The organism is Psychrobacter sp. 4Bb, assembly GCF_002836735.1.
In the GTDB taxonomy this organism is placed as follows: Bacteria; Pseudomonadota; Gammaproteobacteria; order Pseudomonadales; family Moraxellaceae; genus Psychrobacter.
In genome coordinates, this window is the sequence record NZ_PJAS01000056.1 from 29777 (window position 1) to 46045 (window position 16269).

Annotated in this window: 16 protein-coding genes and 1 tRNA gene; 7 read left to right on the forward strand and 10 right to left on the reverse strand. The window is 43.2% G+C overall.

Features of this window, described 5'->3' with window-relative positions; translation table 11 throughout:
* Together hisH and hisB are read right to left on the reverse strand one after the other, a co-directional pair.
* Positions 1–636: an imidazole glycerol phosphate synthase subunit HisH gene (hisH, locus tag CXF60_RS05255; RefSeq protein ID WP_102091077.1), complete on the reverse strand. Its 636-nt coding sequence runs from the start codon at positions 634–636 to the stop codon at positions 1–3.
* 188 nt (positions 637–824) lie between these two features.
* Positions 825–1490 carry an imidazoleglycerol-phosphate dehydratase HisB gene (gene hisB, locus CXF60_RS05260; protein WP_218870054.1) on the reverse strand — a complete coding sequence of 222 codons (666 nt, stop codon included), beginning with the start codon at positions 1488–1490 and terminating at the stop codon, positions 825–827.
* A 387-nt stretch (positions 1491–1877) separates the two neighbouring features.
* Here hisB and CXF60_RS05265 point away from each other — a divergent pair, with 387 nt between their 5' ends.
* Both CXF60_RS05265 and CXF60_RS05270 read left to right on the forward strand, forming a co-directional pair.
* On the forward strand, positions 1878–2300 hold the full coding sequence (locus CXF60_RS05265) for a hypothetical protein (RefSeq protein WP_102091078.1): 423 nt from the start codon (positions 1878–1880) through the stop codon (positions 2298–2300).
* Positions 2301–2422: 122 nt separating this feature from the next.
* Positions 2423–2498: transfer RNA gene (locus CXF60_RS05270), tRNA-Phe, on the forward strand.
* Positions 2499–2639: 141 nt separating this feature from the next.
* Here the strand turns inward: CXF60_RS05270 and CXF60_RS05275 are convergent.
* The gene (locus CXF60_RS05275; protein ID WP_102091079.1) at positions 2640–2996 is read right to left on the reverse strand and encodes a hypothetical protein; all 357 of its coding nucleotides are present in this window, start codon (positions 2994–2996) and stop codon (positions 2640–2642) included.
* Between the two features lie 206 nt (positions 2997–3202).
* Here CXF60_RS05275 and CXF60_RS05280 point away from each other — a divergent pair, with 206 nt between their 5' ends.
* Both CXF60_RS05280 and CXF60_RS05285 read left to right on the forward strand, forming a co-directional pair.
* A complete protein-coding gene (locus CXF60_RS05280) occupies positions 3203–3703 on the forward strand; it encodes a DUF4385 domain-containing protein (RefSeq protein ID WP_102091080.1) in 501 nt (166 codons plus the stop codon).
* Positions 3704–3820: 117 nt separating this feature from the next.
* The gene (locus CXF60_RS05285; protein ID WP_102091081.1) at positions 3821–4504 is read left to right on the forward strand and encodes a phosphoglycolate phosphatase; all 684 of its coding nucleotides are present in this window, start codon (positions 3821–3823) and stop codon (positions 4502–4504) included.
* Positions 4505–4554: 50 nt separating this feature from the next.
* Here CXF60_RS05285 and CXF60_RS05290 read toward each other — a convergent pair whose 3' ends face one another.
* On the reverse strand, positions 4555–6135 hold the full coding sequence (locus CXF60_RS05290; RefSeq protein ID WP_102091082.1) for a YifB family Mg chelatase-like AAA ATPase: 1581 nt from the start codon (positions 6133–6135) through the stop codon (positions 4555–4557).
* A gap of 431 nt (positions 6136–6566) precedes the next feature.
* Here CXF60_RS05290 and hemN point away from each other — a divergent pair, with 431 nt between their 5' ends.
* Positions 6567–8045 (forward strand): oxygen-independent coproporphyrinogen III oxidase, encoded by a 1479-nt coding sequence (gene hemN, locus CXF60_RS05295; RefSeq protein ID WP_416376867.1) that lies wholly within the window; start codon positions 6567–6569, stop codon positions 8043–8045.
* Positions 8046–8123: 78 nt separating this feature from the next.
* Here hemN and CXF60_RS05300 read toward each other — a convergent pair whose 3' ends face one another.
* From CXF60_RS05300 to CXF60_RS05315, 4 genes are all read right to left on the reverse strand, one after another.
* Complete coding sequence (locus CXF60_RS05300) at positions 8124–8984, reverse strand: SPFH domain-containing protein (protein ID WP_057762202.1); 861 nt, start codon at positions 8982–8984, stop codon at positions 8124–8126.
* 16 nt (positions 8985–9000) lie between these two features.
* Positions 9001–9480, reverse strand: coding sequence for an NfeD family protein (locus CXF60_RS05305; protein WP_102091084.1), 480 nt, complete (start codon positions 9478–9480; stop codon positions 9001–9003).
* 214 nt (positions 9481–9694) lie between these two features.
* On the reverse strand, positions 9695–10246 hold the full coding sequence (locus tag CXF60_RS05310) for a porin family protein (RefSeq protein WP_102083169.1): 552 nt from the start codon (positions 10244–10246) through the stop codon (positions 9695–9697).
* A 220-nt stretch (positions 10247–10466) separates the two neighbouring features.
* Positions 10467–11006, reverse strand: coding sequence for a porin family protein (locus CXF60_RS05315; RefSeq protein WP_102078619.1), 540 nt, complete (start codon positions 11004–11006; stop codon positions 10467–10469).
* Between the two features lie 295 nt (positions 11007–11301).
* Here CXF60_RS05315 and CXF60_RS05320 point away from each other — a divergent pair, with 295 nt between their 5' ends.
* Positions 11302–12534: an 8-amino-7-oxononanoate synthase gene (locus tag CXF60_RS05320; RefSeq protein ID WP_102091085.1), complete on the forward strand. Its 1233-nt coding sequence runs from the start codon at positions 11302–11304 to the stop codon at positions 12532–12534.
* Between the two features lie 71 nt (positions 12535–12605).
* A complete protein-coding gene (locus CXF60_RS05325; RefSeq protein ID WP_102091086.1) occupies positions 12606–13415 on the forward strand; it encodes a methyltransferase domain-containing protein in 810 nt (269 codons plus the stop codon).
* Positions 13416–13533: 118 nt separating this feature from the next.
* On the opposite strand, the gene dnaK is transcribed toward CXF60_RS05325, so the two are convergent.
* Together dnaK and grpE are read right to left on the reverse strand one after the other, a co-directional pair.
* A complete protein-coding gene (dnaK, locus tag CXF60_RS05330) occupies positions 13534–15474 on the reverse strand; it encodes a molecular chaperone DnaK (RefSeq protein WP_057762214.1) in 1941 nt (646 codons plus the stop codon).
* Between the two features lie 183 nt (positions 15475–15657).
* A complete protein-coding gene (gene grpE / locus CXF60_RS05335; protein ID WP_057762215.1) occupies positions 15658–16257 on the reverse strand; it encodes a nucleotide exchange factor GrpE in 600 nt (199 codons plus the stop codon).
* Positions 16258–16269: the final 12 nt, after the last annotated feature.

Sequence of the window (16269 nt, forward strand, 5' to 3'; positions counted from 1 at the left end):
TTACACATTCCACTCTACAAAGTTTTTGAGCAGTTGCAAGCCAGCAGTATGGCTCTTTTCTGGATGGAATTGGGTGGCAAATAGATTGTCTTGGATCACACTGGCGCAGAACGGTTGACCATAGTCACATACCGCCGCTACTTGTGAGCTATCAGCAGGATCACAGTAATAACTATGCACAAAGTAAAAGTGCGCATTGTCTTCGATACCGTGCCATAGCGGATGGTCAAAATCCATACCGCTAATGGTATTCCAGCCCATATGCGGTACTTTTATCGTTGCGCCCTGCTTGTCTTTCCACGTAGGGTCAAACGCTTCTACAGTGCCGTTTAAGATGCCTAGGCAGTCCGTGCCACCATTTTCAGCTGACTGCTCAAACAACGCCTGCATGCCCACACAGATGGCCATAACGGGCTTGTTAAACACTGCATGGCGTATGACCTCATCAATGCCTGCTTCATGCATGCCAGCGATACAATCACGCATCGCACCCACACCAGGGAAGACAATTTTATCAGCCGCCGCAACGACTTTTGGATCATTGGTGATAGAGACATCTGCCCCGACTACCGATAGGGCTTTGCTAGCAGAATGCAGGTTGCCCATACCGTAATCTAATAGTGCTACTTTAGTCATCGATTGGTTCTCATTTTTAAATATTTTGACTACTGTACTATTTATATTGTTGACCATTTATATTGTTGGCTATTACTAAGGTGTAGATAAGGTTTTGCTACAAGGAAGTCAAGCGCAGGCTGTACAACCAGTATGCCACGCTTGACTGGCCCTTTTGAGTAACCTTGTAGAAGAGCCTTAAATGCGCCTTAGAAAGCCTCTTTGGTCGATGGCAAGGTGTTCAACGCACGCTCATCGTACTCACAGGCCATACGTAACGCACGAGCAAAGGCTTTAAAGGTTGATTCGATCTGATGATGGCTGTTTTTGCCTTTTAGGTTGTCCAAGTGCACCGTCATCCATGAGTGATTGACGAATCCGTAAAAGAACTCACTGAATAAATCCACATCGAAACGGCCGACGTGCGAACGTGTAAAAGGAATGTCCATATGCAAACCAGGACGCCCTGACAGATCGACGACAGCACGGGTCAATGACTCATCTAGCGGCGCATAGAAATGCCCATAACGACGAATGCCTTTCTTGTCACTCAATGCTTTATTGAACGCTTGGCCAAGGGTAATACCAGTGTCTTCAACGCTATGATGGTCATCAATAAACGTATCACCGGTACATTTGATATCTAAGTCAAACAAACCGTGACGCTTAATTTGATCAATCATATGATCCAAAAATGGCACACCAGTGTCTACCGTGCCTTTACCTGTACCATCTAAATTAACGGTACAGGTGATTTGCGTTTCGGCAGTGATACGCTCAACGGTCGCGATACGTTCAGGGCGACCATATAGATTTACGTTTTTTGACTCAGTTTGCTCAGGTGTGGCAGCAGTCGTCGTTGCATTGGCTGTCATGGCTACTCTCTATCAGTTTTTTATCAGTGAAAAGCGGTCAATAAATAAGGCAAAAACCTGCCCAAAATATTTTACTAGTGTCTGGGTCAGACCTTAGCAAAAAATGTATTAGAAAATGATATATACAAAAGATATCAACATATTAGGGTTTATACATACTAAATATTATATAGCCTCATCATAGCAAACCCTAACATTTACTGCCACGACCAAGCGGTAAACCACGCACAAAATCACCTCATTCTGCTAAAATAGTGTGTTCAGTATTATCAATCATGACTCGCACCAACTTTGAAGACCCTTACTTACGGCACTACACGCTATGACATCGTGCTGTCTCATATTGCTAATTTATACTATAGAAACCCTCTATTTATAGGAACTGCTATGCCTTTAGAAGCGATCGCCATTAATAGTTTGGATGCGCCACTTATCAAAAAACCTGCTCGCGACAACGAGCTAGCAGAGCGCTTGCAAGCGTTGTACGATAGTGATGATGCACAGCCTGACGGTCTCGAGGTATTAAATATCGTTGAGCAAGGGTTTAAGCGTGGACAGTACCTCTATGTCGGGATGTTCAATGATAAGCCTATCGCTGCGGTCGCCTGTTTTGATGATGGGCAAACCAATGCCAAGCGCCTGCAATATCTCACTGTGCATCCAGAGAATCGTAAACGTGCTATCGATGCCAAGTTTATTAAACTGGTCTATGATTGCGAAGTTAGAAAAGGCGTACGTGAATTTGTCCCCGCGGACGCCGATATTCACCGTATCATGAGCGAGTACGAACTATTGCGTGTGAAGGACTAAATCGAGTGCTAAAACGGTTAATTTTGCCAATATCTAATTATTTATCGCCTTTTATTCGATAAAATGCAAAAATTGCTTGACAGCTGAGCCTATATTTAGTTTAATAGCGCCTCAACGAAGACGGCTCGATAGCTCAGTAGGTAGAGCAACGGATTGAAAATCCGTGTGTCGGCAGTTCGATCCTGCCTCGAGCCACCATTCGTTAATAGAATTCTAAAAAGCCCTGAACAGCGATGTTCGGGGCTTTTTTTATGTTTAAATTTTACCGTATTCTTTAGCGTTCATTCTATTTATGCGTCGCTTTTATTCATGTGTTGCTCTTATTTGTAGAGCCGAACACTATTCGTACAACCGACCACGCAGTAGTAAATTACAGCGCTCACGCGAATCCAAGTCGTATACAGTTGCGCGGTAATCAATACCGTGACGCCCCTCAAAAAATATCACTCGGTCGCCTACTGCTAAAAAACAATACGTGCGTGCATCATAGATAAAGCCATCTATCACAAATGCCAAATCGCGATCTATCTCGCGTACTGTATAAGTCTCCCCTTGCGGAATCAAACGTTCAAACCAAGCGCTATGGGCAGTTGTATTGGCTAGTATGCTTGTCGTTAACAATACCCATGCCACCAGTATATTTTTGGGCAATCGCAAGCGGCTCAGCTCATTTACACTTATCTTATTTCTCAACATAACATTTTTCGTAGCATTGTATTCGTCATACTCATAGCCTTCATACGTCTCACAGTTGACTTTACCATAACCATTTTAACTCACCGCTTTTGATGCTAAATACCTACTGTCACGGTTGCATAACATTTTTGTGCTTTTTTCTAAACAGCTTGGCTAAGTATACTCAATAACCATATACGAGTAGATAAAAATAATAGGTCATAGATATGAGAGAGTTTGATTACGACTTGGACTATAAGAGTTTGGATTTGCGCGCTCAGCCTGAGTTGTACCGTGTCGGTCGCGGTGAGCAAGGCGTATTACTGGTAGAACCTTATAAGTCTGAGATTTTACCCCATTGGCGCTTTGCGACTCCTGACATCGCCCGCGAGAGTAGTGAAGTTATCTATCAGATGTTTTTAGATTACTTGGCTGACGATGATTTCGTCGGTGCAGATATGGCGCGTAAGTTTATACAAATGGGCTATACCCGCGCTCGTCGCTACGCCAATCACAAAGGTGGCAAAAAATATAAAGGCGCGGTACCTGATGATAAAAAAGGTCAAAGCGGCGCCCATGGCCGCGAAGAATTGCCACGACAAGAGGAAGACCCTGTCAAAGCAGCATCCGCACGGATTTTTAAAGCTAAATGGGACGAATGCCGTGAGAACGAGGATTATTTAAGAATGAAAAAAGAGCATCGTGAACGCTATAAAGATGTCGAATAGATGCTAATACTCAAGATATTAAGCACAACAGATAACTAAATTGACTGGTCTCAAAACGCTACTGTGCTAAGGTATGGCCAACATAATAAATATAACGATTTTCAATAGTGAGGAACAATGAACAAGCAGCTTTTAATTTTTGATTTTGATGGAACGCTCATTGATAGCGTACCTGATTTGGCCGACGCCACCAACACCATGCTAACCACATTAGGCAAAGACACCTACCCTATCGAGACGATACGTAACTGGATAGGAAATGGCTCACGCCTGCTCGTAGAGCGCGCGTTGGTTGGTAAAGTGGAAGTAGCAGAAGGTGAGCTAACGGTTGAGGAAGCCGATCATGCAGAGCAAATATTTTTTGAGGCTTATAAGAATCTTAGTGGTAGTAAAACCGTTGCCTATCCAGATGTCGATGACGGACTCAAAAGGTTGCATGCAGCTGGCTATACGCTTGCTTTAGTCACTAATAAACCCATTCGATTTGTACCGAAGATATTGCAGTCGTTTGGCTGGCAAGATTTGTTTAGTGAAGTGATGGGCGGTGATAGTTTAGCTGTCAAAAAACCAGACCCAACGCCCCTACTACACGTCTGTGAGACTCTCAACTTTAGTGTCGAGCAGTCAGTGATGATTGGGGACTCTAGGAACGATATGTTGGCTGGACAGAACGCCAATATGGACACGCTCGGCCTGTCTTATGGTTATAACTATGGGCAAGATATTCGCGAATTAAATCCGACTGAGGCATTTGATCACTTTGCTGACTTGGTTGCTTGGATTATGAAAGATAGATTTTAGTCTATAAAGAACCTATCAAATCATCATAGTGTAACTTGCTCAAACAGAGGTTACGCTTTGCTGCGATAACTCAGCGCCTCAGATACGTGGGCGCTGTTGATGTCGGTACTGTTAGCCAAATCCGCGATTGTACGAGCCACCCGTAATACTCGGTGGTAGCCACGCGCGGACAGATTCAAGCGCTGCTGAGCAAGTTGCAATAACTGCTTTTCATTGTCGCCTAGCTGGATATATTCATCGATTTCGCTAGGGCTAAGCTCATTATTAACCTTTTTCTGGCGCTGCATTTGATGCTGATGCGCGACCACTACGCGAGCCCGTACTTGCTTGGAGGTTTCGCCTACCTGACTGTTTTGTAGATCGGCAATCGGTAACGCAGGTACGGTGATATGCAAATCAATACGATCTAAGAGAGGCCCAGATAATTTGTCTTGATAGCGTTTTATCTGCTCAGGTCGACAGCGACAACGTCCTGATGTATCGCCATCATAGCCACATGGGCAAGGGTTCATCGCAGCGACCAGTTGAAAATTCGCCGGAAAAGTCATTTGAGAGTTAGCGCGACTAATCGTGATTTGTTTGGCTTCTAGCGGCTGACGCAATACTTCCAGCACGCTTCGATCAAACTCCGGCAATTCATCTAAAAACAATACGCCTTTATTAGCTAGCGTAATCTCGCCCGGTTTTGGCCGTGAACCACCACCGACTAGTGCTACTGCTGATATTGTGTGATGCACTTGTCTGAACGGCCGCGTCCCATAGTTGTAGTCGCTGTCTGCCACCGAATACGTACTGGCAACCTCTAGTGCATCCTCATCACTCAAGTCTGGCAATATCGTTGGCAATCGTGATGCCATGAGCGTCTTTCCAGAACCTGGTGGGCCTGTAAATAACAATGAATGACCACCCGCAGCGGCAATCTCTAACGCGCGCCGAGCATGGTGCTGTCCTTTGACATCAGCTAAATCCACTTGATAGCCAACATGCTGCTGTGCAGGACTTGGCTGTACCACGGCTAAACTCTCATAGCTTGCACTTGGGTCAACGAGCGACTGTAGATGGTCACAAACCGCTTTTAGACTCTGAGCAGCTAGTATCGTTACGCCATCAACGCGGCTGGCCTCACGACCATTATCAATCGGTACGATCAGTTGCGGTGTTATCGGCGGCGAGGTATCCGAGTTATTTTGCTCTTGGTCACTCGCTGCTAACTGCGACAATGCTAATGCCAACTTCTCAGCTTTGATTGCTCGTGCGACTGCCAAACTACCAGTTACTTGTCGTAGCTGACCATTTAGCGCCAACTCGCCAATAAACTCAAATCCTGATAGCACCTCTGGCTCAAGCTGTCCGCTTGCTGCCAGTATACCGATAGCAATTGGTAAGTCTAAACGCGCGCCATCTTTAGGTAGATCAGCAGGGGCTAAATTAATCGTGAGGCGGCGATTAGGAAACTGGAAACCTGAATTGAGAATGGCGGAGCGTACCCTATCTTTACTCTCACGCACGGCGGCCTCAGGTAGCCCAACGATGGTCAATGCAGGCAGTCCTTGCGATAGATGCACTTCAATGATGACCTTGGGAGCATGCAGACCAACCACCGAACGGGTATAGACTTGGGCAAACGACATCAGCATCTTCCTAATACAGAGTATCATTGATAATAAAGTATTATTTATCAACGCGCAAACGTCGTGTTTTATTGCTGGTGTAGAGAGAATCATCAAAACCTCAGCGTCGTTCTGAGGTTTTTTATGTGTAAATGATAGCTCTATTCTAATATTTAAGAATACTCACCGACCACCCCACTGCTAACAAGGATTTGTTATACTATCTACTATACATTTAGCGATACATACTGCTGCCGATGATATATTCAAGCCGTGTTATCAATCAATCTTAAAAGCAAAAAATAAACGCCAAATCCGAAATCATTGATAATATAAAAACCAGCAGTATCTAGAGTAAAAACGAGGAATATCGCATGACAGACTATTCAGAACAGAACCCTCAGCAGCCCTACAACCGTGCGGACGAGCCGCCCACGACTGTGCGCCCTGTTATGCAGCCTGACAACCCTTATGCCAGTACACGCGGCAGTATTACTAGCAAGCAGCTACCAGCATTTGATGAGGCAATCATCAATAAGTACAATCGCTCGGGACCGCGTTATACCTCTTATCCAACTGCTCTAGAGTTCGCGCCAATACCGGATAGCTTTGAGGCTATCGGTCTTGAGACAAAAATCCTGCAGAATCGTGAAGCGCGCGCTCCTTTGTCGCTATATTTTCATATTCCGTTCTGTCGCCACCTTTGCTACTACTGTGCTTGTAATAAGATTATCACCAAAAAAAATAGTGATTCTGGCGATTACTTACAGTATTTGATTGCTGAAATTACTCATAAGCGCCGCTTGTTATCTACGCCAGAAGGCAGCGATAAACCCTTAGTCAAACAGCTACATTTGGGCGGTGGTACGCCAACGTTTTTGCGTGACGAAGAGATGGTGCAGTTATGGGAGTTTTTACAGACTCAGTTTGAGTTTTTGCCAGAAGATGAAGGTGACTACTCTATCGAGATTGACCCTCGCGAGCTGAGTAAAAACACCCTAAAAATATTGCGTAATCTCGGTTTCAACCGTATTAGCTTAGGTGTGCAGGACTTGGATGAAACCGTGCAAATTGCCGTTAATCGTGTGCATTCAGCAGAGCTTATTGAAAGCGTGCTAATAGAAGCACGTGAGCTTGGTTTTCGCTCTATCAATATTGATTTGATTTATGGTTTGCCGCATCAAACACCTGATACGTTGGACAAAACCGTAAATCGTATCATCGAGATGTCGCCAGATCGCCTGTCGGTCTTTAACTATGCGCATTTGCCTGAGCGATTTAAAGCTCAGCGTCAGATAAAAGATGAAGACTTGCCAAGCCCAGCTACCAAACTGACGATGCTCGGCAGTACTGTCAATACATTGACCGAAGCCGGCTATCAATATATCGGTATCGATCATTTTGCCAAACCTGATGACGAGTTGGCTATCGCCCAGCGCGAAGGTAAATTACATCGTAACTTTCAGGGTTACACCATCATGGGTGATTGTGACTTATTAGGCTTTGGTGTCTCATCAATCAGTCAGGTTTCTAATGCCAATACGCGCTATATTTTGCAGAACGATACTGATCTACAGAACTATCAAGCCAAGATTGATATGACGAAAATCAATCCGACTGTCATGCCTGCGGTCAAGTATATAAAAACCTCTATCAAAGACCGCTTGCGTGAATATGTCATCATGAACTTACTATGTCATGACTATCTCGATTTTAAAGATGTGAATCAAAAATTTGGTATCGATGCCATCACCTATTTTATTAGTGAGATTCAGCAGTTGGGCGCTATGCAAGACGACAGATTGATAGATATGGATGCAGCAGGTATTCGCGTCTTACCCAGAGGTCGCTTGCTTGGCCGTAACGTCGCTATGGTATTTGATGAATACTTGGACAAGAAACATCAAAACCGCTTTTCAAAAGTTATCTAAGCTAGCGAAACTTTAGTCCAATTAATACACATAAAAAAGACCTCAAGCGAGGTCTTTTTTTAATATTGCTATGACTTTTTACACTTTTAATTTATCACCGACCATACCTTTTACAGTGCTTAAGATATCTGCTGGTAATACCACCATTTTGGAGTTATCAGATTCAGCCAACTCTCGTATCGCTTTGATATATTGCTCACCCAGCAAGTATACGATCGGCATCTCTTCCTCGCCCATCGCACTGGTAATCAAGCGAATCGACTCTTCAGAACCTCTGGCTAGTACCACTTGCGCTTCAGCATCACGGCGTGAGGCTTCCAAGCGACCATCCGCTTCTAAGATAGCAGCTTGTTTTTGACCATCAGCACGGGTCACAGTTGCACGGCGTAAACGCTCTGCCGCTGCCTGCTCTTCCATGGATGCTTGCATGGTCTGCGAAGGATTAATATCTTGAATCTCTACCGTCTTAAGGGTAATACCCCAATCCGCGATGTCTTCTGAAATCGCATGTTTTAGCTTGGTTTTGATCTCGTCGCGACTGGACAATGCACTATCAAGATCCATCTCACCAATGATTGAGCGCAATGACGTTTGTACTAGATTACGGATACCGTACTCATAGTCTTCGATACCATAGACTGCCTTATCAGGACGCACGATATTAATATAAGCGACAGCGTTTGCAATGATAACAACGTTGTCACGAGTAATGACTTCTTGTGACGGAATATCGAGTACGATGTCCTTAGTCGTTACTTTATAAGCCACATCATCTACATAAGGGATGATGAGGTTGAGTCCAGGCTCTAGCGTTTGGCTATACTTACCCAGTCTCTGCACCACCCATTTATAACCTTGCGGTACAATACGTACGCCTTTAAACACGGTGAATACCACCAGTGCAATCAATACCACCATGACAATACTAAAGCTTTCCATAACTCATCCCTTATTATTATACCTGCATACTTTTATGCATCGCTGCCTGCGCTTTTGTACTGCTCACAATCAGCTCGTTACCCACGATATCCGTCACTACCACTCTATCGCCGATTGCCACCTGCTCCCCTCTCGTACGGCACATCCATTCAGCCGCACCAACGATAGGAACACTAAATCTAACTGTGCCAGCTTTATCTAGTTGCGGTGACACGATAATCATTCCGACCTCACCGACTATGATACTACCGCCTAGCCCAGCTTTGGTACGATCTACTGACAACGGTTTGATAAACTTAAACCAAGCTAGCAAAAACACAGCAGAGAGCACTAACCAGACGATAATCTGAACAGAAACAGAAATAGGCAACAGCCATGATAGCGCTGCTACGATGATGGCAGCGGCACCAAACCACAGACTGGCAAACGTCGGTACAAACATCTCGACTATTAGTAATAAGAAGCCTAATACTAACCAATGCCAAGGTTCAATCATCCAAAGTATCTCCATCCTTGCCACCATTCCTATCTTTATCATTCCAGTTTTTAATGTAGCACATTTTTAAGGATAACAACGCTTTAACGATAATGATATATTACTTATTAGCTACTTATAAATTACCGTCCTAAAAGCTTCTGCATAATATTTTAAGCAAAAAAAAACGACCACTTAAAGTGATCGTTTTTTAGTCATCCACACAAATTAAAGCTTAGAATTTGTAATGTGCACCAAGAGTTAATAGCGTAAGGTCTTCAGCAACATAGTCATATTCAGCTTCAACACTCATATTAGGATTGAAGTTATAACCCAAGCCAATACCGCCAGCTACACCACTGTCGCTATCGCTGTCACTTCCAGAGTTTCCAAGAAAGTCCTCAGCAGAAACTTCAATCTCAGCTTTAGCAAAGCCTAGTTTACCTTTTGCATATAAGCCAGTATTTGGGAATGCATAACGGTAAGTACCATAAGCACCATAAGTTTTTAGATCAAATTCAGCGTCAATGCCACTGTTACCTGTATCAACATCAGCGTCATTAGAACCTATATACTCAATCTCAGCACCAAAGTTAGGATCGAAGTTATAACCAGCATAAACGCCATATGCGGTTGGATCATCTAAATCATCAGCATCTACCATGAATTGACCAGCTTTAATACCAACGTATGATTGGCCAGCACCATAAGAGATGGCTGCTTGTGCGCTCATGGTCATTACTGAGCCAGCGATTACTGCGATTAAAGCTTTTTGTAGATTTTTCATATACTTTTCTCAACTTTGGATTCAATAAACAAATAGTTTGTTTAATATCAAATGATACTCAACTATTTTCTACTTGTTATTAGTAGTGGAGGTATCATACCAACTTATTTACCAAAGTAAACATGTGTTGCAAAAATCTTTTACAGGCATAAAAAAACGACCACTTAAAGTGATCGTTTCTTTATTATAGCTGTTTGCTAAAAGCTTGTTTTCTAAATAATTAGAACTTTAAGTTAGCACCAACAGTAAGCAGCTTAGTATCTGCATCACTATCCATCATGGCATATTCTGTTTCAACATTGAAGTTAGGATTCACCGCATAGCCAAGACCGATGCCACCAGCAATACCAGTATCACTCACTGAATCACTGCTACCGTCGTTAAAATCAGCTTCTAGCTCTGTTTTAGCGATACCAAGCTTACCTTTGGCATACAGTGCAGTATTTGGGAACGTGTAACGATAAGTACCGTACGCACCATAAGTTTTCGTATCATAATCGCCAGCATTATTGTCTAGATCAGCATCATCTGAACCAACATATTCAACTTCCATACCAAAATTAGGATCGAAGTTATAACCAGCATACACACCATACGCAGTTGGATCGTCGCCGCTTACATCATTATCGAACTGACCAATCTTAGCACCAACATACGGTTGACCTGTATAGCCGTTACCATAATTAACGGCAGCTTGTGCACCTACAGTAAGTAAAGAACCAGTTGCTAGTGCAAGTATAGTTTTTTGTAGAGTTTTCATTATTAGCTCCTTCAAGTAAATTTGGACAAACAAGTTATTTAGTTGTATTGACCATTTGGCCGTATCGCCTTGTTTGCTAACGATGGGTACATAGTAACAAACTATTTCAGACACTCTGTCAGTGTTTAATGGTATGAGAGTTAAGATTTGAAAGCATTTGTCAGTGCTCGGGTTACAAAGGCCTAGATATGAAACCTTTTGTTACATCCACCCAGTTTATGCAATAATCCGTACTCATTTCACAGTTTTCTTGCTAGCTAAATATGGCTGATATAACAATAATTAGAGAGAGAAAATGCAAAATTCTATCACTGAGCGCTTACAAACTGCACTTGCAGACTTAAAAGCAAAGCAGCAGTACCGCCAATTACCAAACTTGCAGCACGATGGAAGATACGTTATTAGCAATAGTAAAGCTCTGCTTAATATTGCGAGTAATGATTATCTTGGCTTAGGCGGCGATACCGAGATGCAAGCTGAGTTTCTTACTCAAGTGGGACAGCTATCTACTACACACACTCCTAAAATGAGTGCCACCTCCTCACGCCTACTGACAGGCAACGATATACAGTTAGAAGCCCTAGAAGAAGAACTGCAAAATTGGTATCAAAGCGCCATAGAAAAACAGAGTTTAGCCGATTCAAAGTCGGTGCTGGTCTTAAATAGTGGCTATCACGCCAACCTAGGTATCTTGCCAGCATTAACAACTTTGCCAGTCAAAACACTCATTCTGGCTGACAAGCTAGTACATGCCAGCATTATCGATGGGATGCGCTTGAGCCAAAGTAAACTTGTTACCTATCGACGTTACCGTCACAACGATTACGAACATTTGGCCAAGTTTATTGAACAAGCAGACGAGACGGTTGAACGCATCATTATTGTCACCGAGAGTATATTTAGTATGGATGGTGACCGTGCTGACTTGCCTGAACTAGTACAATTAAAATCCAAAGATGCTCGTATTGAGCTGTATGTCGATGAAGCACATGCTATTGGAGTGCTTGGCGATACAGGTCTAGGATTGGCGGAAGAAACGCATACCTTGGCTGATATTGACTATTTGGTGGGTACCTTTGGTAAGGCATTTGCTTCAATGGGTGCTTATATAATGTGTGATGAGGTCGTCAAACAATGGCTGATCAATGCCATGCGTCCATTGATTTTTAGCACTGCACTTCCTCCTATCAATCACGCATGGACACGATTTATTTTAGCAAAGATGCCGACCTTAACTGATCAACGTGCGCATCTAGCACAGTTATCTACCACGCTTAGCCAAGCCATTAACCCACGGCACCGTGTATCGCCAACCTTGGAAGATATACACTATGAATCCCCTATCGTTCCTTATATATTAGGCGATAATGCGAGTACCCTTGTCAAAGCGCAAAAGTTGCAAGCCGCTGGATTTTACGCGCTACCTATCAGGCCGCCTACTGTGCCTGCAAACACTGCTCGCATTCGTTTAGTTATGAATGCCAAACTGACTAACGAAGACTGTGCGCGACTGATACAGCAGTTGTAATTTTATCGTTTGACACAAACTTTATTTCCACTATTGATAGATAACTGGCGCACTTGGATATAATAAAGCCTATGACAACATTCGACACAGTTGATGACCTCAGTGTTAGAAAACAAACCATCGCTCGCCACTTTGCCAATGCAAGTGACTATGACCAGCATGCCAGTATCCAGCAGACCGTTTGTCAGTATTTATTAGACAGTATTGCTCATACCAAGCAAAGCAGTGTGTTAGAAGTGGGTGCAGGTACAGGTCAAATGACGCGCCTACTCGCTGAGCATATACAGAGCGAGCACTGGATCATTAATGAGTTATGTAGTGAGCAGACTGCTACATTGCAATCAATACTGCCAACTGCTAACGTAATGATTGGTGATGCTGAAACGATAGATTTAGCAGAAAATAATAGCTTGATAGTTAGTGCCAATGCCGTGCAATGGTTTGATAATCCGTTGAGTTTCGTCACGCAATCCGCGCAGCGTCTACAACCTGGAGGACAACTGGTCTTTAGTACTTTTACGCCCAATAACTTTTTGCAAATTAAGACGCTCACTGGTCAAGGACTTCACTACCCAGATATTAATGAATGGCAATTGGCATTAGATAGTGCTGGCTTTGAGAATATCGAACTTTCTATTAAGCGCTTTGATTTACCATTTCCAACCCCCTACGCTATCTTGAAGCATATGAAACTCACTGGCGTATCGACCAATCAAACGCAAATACAATCAGACGATACTCAAACCTTTATATGGACAAAATCCCGTCTACAGCAATTTGAGTCAGACTATTGGCAGCAATTCTCAGAAAAGAATGAAACAGGACAGCTCGTGGTTAATTTAACCTATGAAGTGCTCATAGTGAGCGCGTTTAAACCATAAGCACGCGTCTCATCAATAAAAACAATAGCTAGCAGAAATAGTAACCGATAGGAAAAATAGCCATAAAAAAACGCACCCCGAAGGATGCGTTTTTTAATTTAACTAGTTAATAGCCGTATTATTTTTTATCTTCGTCTACTTCAGTGAACTCAGCATCAACAACGTCGTCATCAGCTTTGTTGCTACCAGCATCGTCAGCACCTTGTTGGAACTGGCTTGGATCCATACCTTCTGCGCCAGCGCCGCTATCAGCGTAGATTTTTTGGCTGATTGGCAAGAATGCATTGTCTAATGCTTCAAGCTTAGCTTTGATTTCGTCATGATCGTCTTCTTTCGCCGCCGCTTCAAGCTCAGTGATGGCAGATTCTACTGTTGATTTTTCTTCATCAGTCACTTTATCTTCTGCTTCTTTCAGCGCTTTTTGTACCGCATGGATACGACCATCTGCTTCGTTACGAACTTGCGCTAGGTTAGCGAACTTCTCATCTTCAGCAGCATTAGCTTCTGCATCACGAACCATTTGTTCGACTTCTTCGTCCGACAAGCCAGAATCCGCTTTGATCTGGATGCTTTGTGCTTTACCAGTACCTTTATCGGTTGCTGAGATATTCATGATACCATCAGCATTAATGTCAAAAGACACTTCGATTTGTGGTAAGCCACGTGGTGCTGGTGGAATATCCGTCAAGTCAAAACGACCAAGCATTTTGTTTTGGTTAGCAATTTTACGCTCACCTTGATATACCTGAATCGTTACAGCTGGCTGATTGTCTTCAGCCGTTGAGAATACCTGTGATTTCTTAGTAGGAATCATGGTGTTTTTCTCAATAACTGGTGTCATGACACCGCCCATCGTTTCGATACCTAGGGTCAATGGCGTTACATCAAGTAGCAATACGTCAGTTTTGTCACCAGACAATACGGCACCTTGAATCGCTGCACCAGCTGCAACTGCTTCATCAGGGTTCACATCTTTACGTGGCTCTTGACCGAAGAAGTCTTGTACTTTTTGCTGTACTAGTGGCATACGAGTCTGACCACCAACCAAGATTACATCGTTGATGTCGCCAATTTTTAGGCCAGCATCTTCAAGTGCAGTCTTACAAGGACCCATTGTACGTTGTACTAATTCTTCAGTTAGGCTCTCTAGTTTCGAGCGGCTGATAGTAACGACTAAATGCTTAGGACCACTGCTATCAGCAGTGATGTATGGCAAGTTTACTTCAGTGCTTTGTGCACTTGATAGCTCAATCTTCGCTTTTTCTGCCGCTTCTTTTAGACGCTGCATCGCAAGAGAGTCACCTTTTAGGTTAACGTCTTGCTCTTTTTTGAATTCAGCAACTAAGAAATCAATCAATGCTGAGTCAAAGTCTTCACCACCTAGGAAAGTATCACCGTTGGTCGCTAGTACTTCGAATTGTTGCTCGCCGTCTACGTCTGCGATTTCGATGATTGAGATATCGAAAGTACCACCGCCCAAGTCATATACAGCAACAGTGCTATCGCCTTGCTTCTTGTCCATACCATAAGCAAGTGCAGCAGCAGTTGGCTCATTGATGATACGTTTTACGTCTAGACCAGCGATTTTACCCGCATCTTTAGTTGCTTGACGCTGTGAGTCATTGAAGTAAGCAGGTACAGTTACAACTGCTTCAGTCACGCTCTCACCAAGATAATCTTCTGCTGTTTTTTTCATTTTTTTCAAGATTTCAGCAGAAACCTGTGGTGGCGCAAGCTTTTTACCGTTGATTTCTACCCATGCATCGCCGTTATCTGCTTTAGCGATTTTGTAAGGAACCATGCCGATATCTTTTTGCACGACTTTGTCATCAAAACGACGACCGATCAAACGCTTAATCGCAAACAAAGTGTTGCTTGGATTAGTTACTGCTTGACGCTTAGCTGACTGACCAACAAGCGTTTCGTCATCTTTATAGGCGACGATCGATGGTGTTGTACGCGTACCTTCAGCATTTTCGATGACTTTAACTTTGTCACCTTCCATTACTGCTACACACGAGTTAGTAGTACCTAAATCAATACCAATTACTTTACCCATAATCAATTGCTCCTAATTTGTTTTTAACTATAAATACTTATTTATCCAGACCGTAGTCGGTCACTTGTTGCTATATATCGGTTTACCCGTCGTATTTTTCAAGGCAATAATCACGCAAAAACTATGTTTCATGTCATTTTTTGTGAAAAACCTTCATATTAGTAGGGTTTAGCCCTAAAAATATTACTGACCAACACGAACCATAGCTGGACGTAATAGACGACCGTTTAGGCTATAGCCTTTTTGTAAGACCGTACCCACTGTATCTGCCGCTGCTTCTGGGTCAATACCCACTGCTTCATGGAAGTCAGCATTGAATTTTTCACCTTGTGGATCGACCACTTCTACGCCGTTTTTGGTCAATACTGCAACCAATGCTTTGTGCGTTAATTGCACACCCTCAGCGACTGGATCATTGGCATCGGCATTTTCGATAGCGCGCTCTAAGTTGTCAACGATGTCTAACAATTCTTTAGCAAATTTCTGTAGTGCAAACTTTTTGCTCTTATCCGCTTCTTGCTCCATGCGTTTTTGCGCATTATAAGCTTCAGCATTAGCGCGTGCAGTACCTTCTTTGGCTTGTTTTACTTCGCCTTCTAGCTCAGCAATACGCGCTTTGAAAGTATCAAGGTTGATTTCGTTTTCGATAGTCGTTTCTTCACCTGAATTATTCTGTGGATCAAACTCTTTCATGGTTTCTTCTAAGATACTGTCATTGTGATCAATATTCTCATGTGCCACATTTTGGTCAAGATTTTCGTGGTTCGGGTTTTGCTCGCTCATGATAGCTCCTTG

Bases quoted from the DNA above. Each gene is read 5' to 3' on its own strand.
- CXF60_RS05265 (WP_102091078.1), top strand. From the start codon at position 1,878: ATGCCTTTAGAAGCGATCGCCATTAATAGTTTGGATGCGCCACTTATC.
- CXF60_RS05300 (WP_057762202.1), bottom strand. From the start codon at position 8,984: ATGGAAAGCTTTAGTATTGTCATGGTGGTATTGATTGCACTGGTGGTA.
- CXF60_RS05325 (WP_102091086.1), top strand. From the start codon at position 12,606: ATGACAACATTCGACACAGTTGATGACCTCAGTGTTAGAAAACAAACC.
- hemN (WP_416376867.1), top strand. From the start codon at position 6,567: ATGCAGCCTGACAACCCTTATGCCAGTACACGCGGCAGTATTACTAGC.
- hisH (WP_102091077.1), bottom strand. From the start codon at position 636: ATGACTAAAGTAGCACTATTAGATTACGGTATGGGCAACCTGCATTCT.
- CXF60_RS05310 (WP_102083169.1), bottom strand. From the start codon at position 10,246: ATGAAAAATCTACAAAAAGCTTTAATCGCAGTAATCGCTGGCTCAGTA.
- CXF60_RS05285 (WP_102091081.1), top strand. From the start codon at position 3,821: ATGAACAAGCAGCTTTTAATTTTTGATTTTGATGGAACGCTCATTGAT.
- CXF60_RS05305 (WP_102091084.1), bottom strand. From the start codon at position 9,480: ATGATTGAACCTTGGCATTGGTTAGTATTAGGCTTCTTATTACTAATA.
- grpE (WP_057762215.1), bottom strand. From the start codon at position 16,257: ATGAGCGAGCAAAACCCGAACCACGAAAATCTTGACCAAAATGTGGCA.
- CXF60_RS05290 (WP_102091082.1), bottom strand. From the start codon at position 6,135: ATGTCGTTTGCCCAAGTCTATACCCGTTCGGTGGTTGGTCTGCATGCT.
- CXF60_RS05275 (WP_102091079.1), bottom strand. From the start codon at position 2,996: ATGTTGAGAAATAAGATAAGTGTAAATGAGCTGAGCCGCTTGCGATTG.
- CXF60_RS05315 (WP_102078619.1), bottom strand. From the start codon at position 11,006: ATGAAAACTCTACAAAAAACTATACTTGCACTAGCAACTGGTTCTTTA.
- dnaK (WP_057762214.1), bottom strand. From the start codon at position 15,474: ATGGGTAAAGTAATTGGTATTGATTTAGGTACTACTAACTCGTGTGTA.
- CXF60_RS05280 (WP_102091080.1), top strand. From the start codon at position 3,203: ATGAGAGAGTTTGATTACGACTTGGACTATAAGAGTTTGGATTTGCGC.
- CXF60_RS05320 (WP_102091085.1), top strand. From the start codon at position 11,302: ATGCAAAATTCTATCACTGAGCGCTTACAAACTGCACTTGCAGACTTA.
- hisB (WP_218870054.1), bottom strand. From the start codon at position 1,490: ATGACAGCCAATGCAACGACGACTGCTGCCACACCTGAGCAAACTGAG.